This window comes from Lamprobacter sp., assembly GCF_034860625.1.
Lineage (GTDB): Bacteria > Pseudomonadota > Gammaproteobacteria > Chromatiales > Chromatiaceae > Lamprobacter.
This window is the reverse complement of the sequence record NZ_JAYESN010000532.1, coordinates 1-1,318: the sequence shown is the minus strand read 5'-3', so window position 1 is coordinate 1,318 and position 1,318 is coordinate 1. Positions and strand designations below refer to the sequence as shown.

The 1,318-nt window shown below is 67.8% G+C and carries 2 protein-coding genes; both read left to right on the top strand.

Translation table 11 applies throughout. The features are described from left to right. A partial coding sequence (locus VBE63_RS29515; RefSeq protein ID WP_416274731.1) for an efflux RND transporter periplasmic adaptor subunit occupies nucleotides 1-567 on the top strand: 567 nt, incomplete at its 5' end. 11 nt (nucleotides 568-578) lie between these two features. Beyond that, nucleotides 579-1,318, top strand: a 740-nt coding sequence (locus tag VBE63_RS29510) for an efflux RND transporter permease subunit (RefSeq protein WP_323686535.1), incomplete at its 3' end; no start/stop codon positions are given.

Below are 1,318 nucleotides of genomic sequence, written 5' to 3'. Positions count from 1 at the left end.
CAGACCCAGACCTACGAGGTGGTGCTGAGCCTGACGCCGCCGCCTGACCTGCGGGTGCTGCCGGGCATGGGCGTTGAGGTGCTGCCGGAGAGCGCCAGCGCCGAGGGCAACGCCGCGGCCGATGGCACGGCCCCGGTGCTGATCCCCATCGCCGCTGTGGTCGCCGCTGCCGACGGCACACCGACGGTCTGGGTGGTGGACCCAGAGACCGGCCAAGTCAGCCGCCGCAGCATCGAAACCGGCGCCCTCCAGGATGCCGAGATCGCGGTGCTGAGTGGACTCAGACCCGGCGAGCGGATTGTAACCGCCGGCGTGCACAGCTTGCGCGACGGCATGCGCGTGCACCCGCTCGCGTCGGATTCCTCGCCTGCGTCCGATCGCTCATCCGAAGGCTTACCCGAGTCCTCATCCAGAGGCACATCCGATACCACATCCGTGAGCTTACCAGGCCCCTCATCCGCGGGTTCATCTAGCCCCCAATCCGGGGCCTCCTCAGCCGAGCCATCGTCCGGGGACTCGCCCAGCCCCGCATCCAAGGACTCACCCGCTCCTACCTTGGGTCTCTAGAGGCGCCCGCCATGAATCTCGCCGCCGCGACGCTGAATAAGCGCACCATCGCCTGGCTCGGTTGCCTGCTGCTGTTGATCGGCGGCTGGATCAGCTACCAGCAGCTCGGCCGCTTCGAGGACCCGGAGTTCGTCATCCGCGAGGCGGTGATCTCCACGCCTTACCCCGGCGCGCTTCCGACACAGGTCGCCGATGAGGTCACGGATGTCATTGAAGGCGCCGTGCAGCAGCTCCAGGAGGTCAAGGAGATCACCTCCGTCTCCAGCATGGGCCTGTCGCGGGTGAAGGTGGAGATCGACCTGCCCTTTGCGCGCGACCGCGATCAGTTAGAGCAGGTCTGGGACAAGCTCCGGCGCAAGGTCGCAGACGCCCAGCGCGAGCTGCCGCCGGGCGCCGGGCCGCCGCTGGTCAACGATGACTTCGGCGATGTCTACGCGCTCTTCTTCGCCGTCACTGGCGACGGTTACTCGCTGGAGCAGGTGCGCGATTACGTCGAGGTCTTGGAGCGCGAATTGGTGCTGGTGCCAGGCGTGGCGCGGGTCGCGACCCTCGGTGCGCCGCAGGATGCGATCTATGTCGAGATCGCCGCATCCAGGGCGGCGCAGCTCGGCATCAGCCGCGAGCAGATCGACGAGGCCCTGCGACGGCAGAATCTCATCACGGCAGCCGGTGATCTGCGAGTCGGCCCGCAACGACTGCGCATCGTCCCGCGCGGCCAGGTCGATTCAGTGGCCGCGATCGGCAACATCGC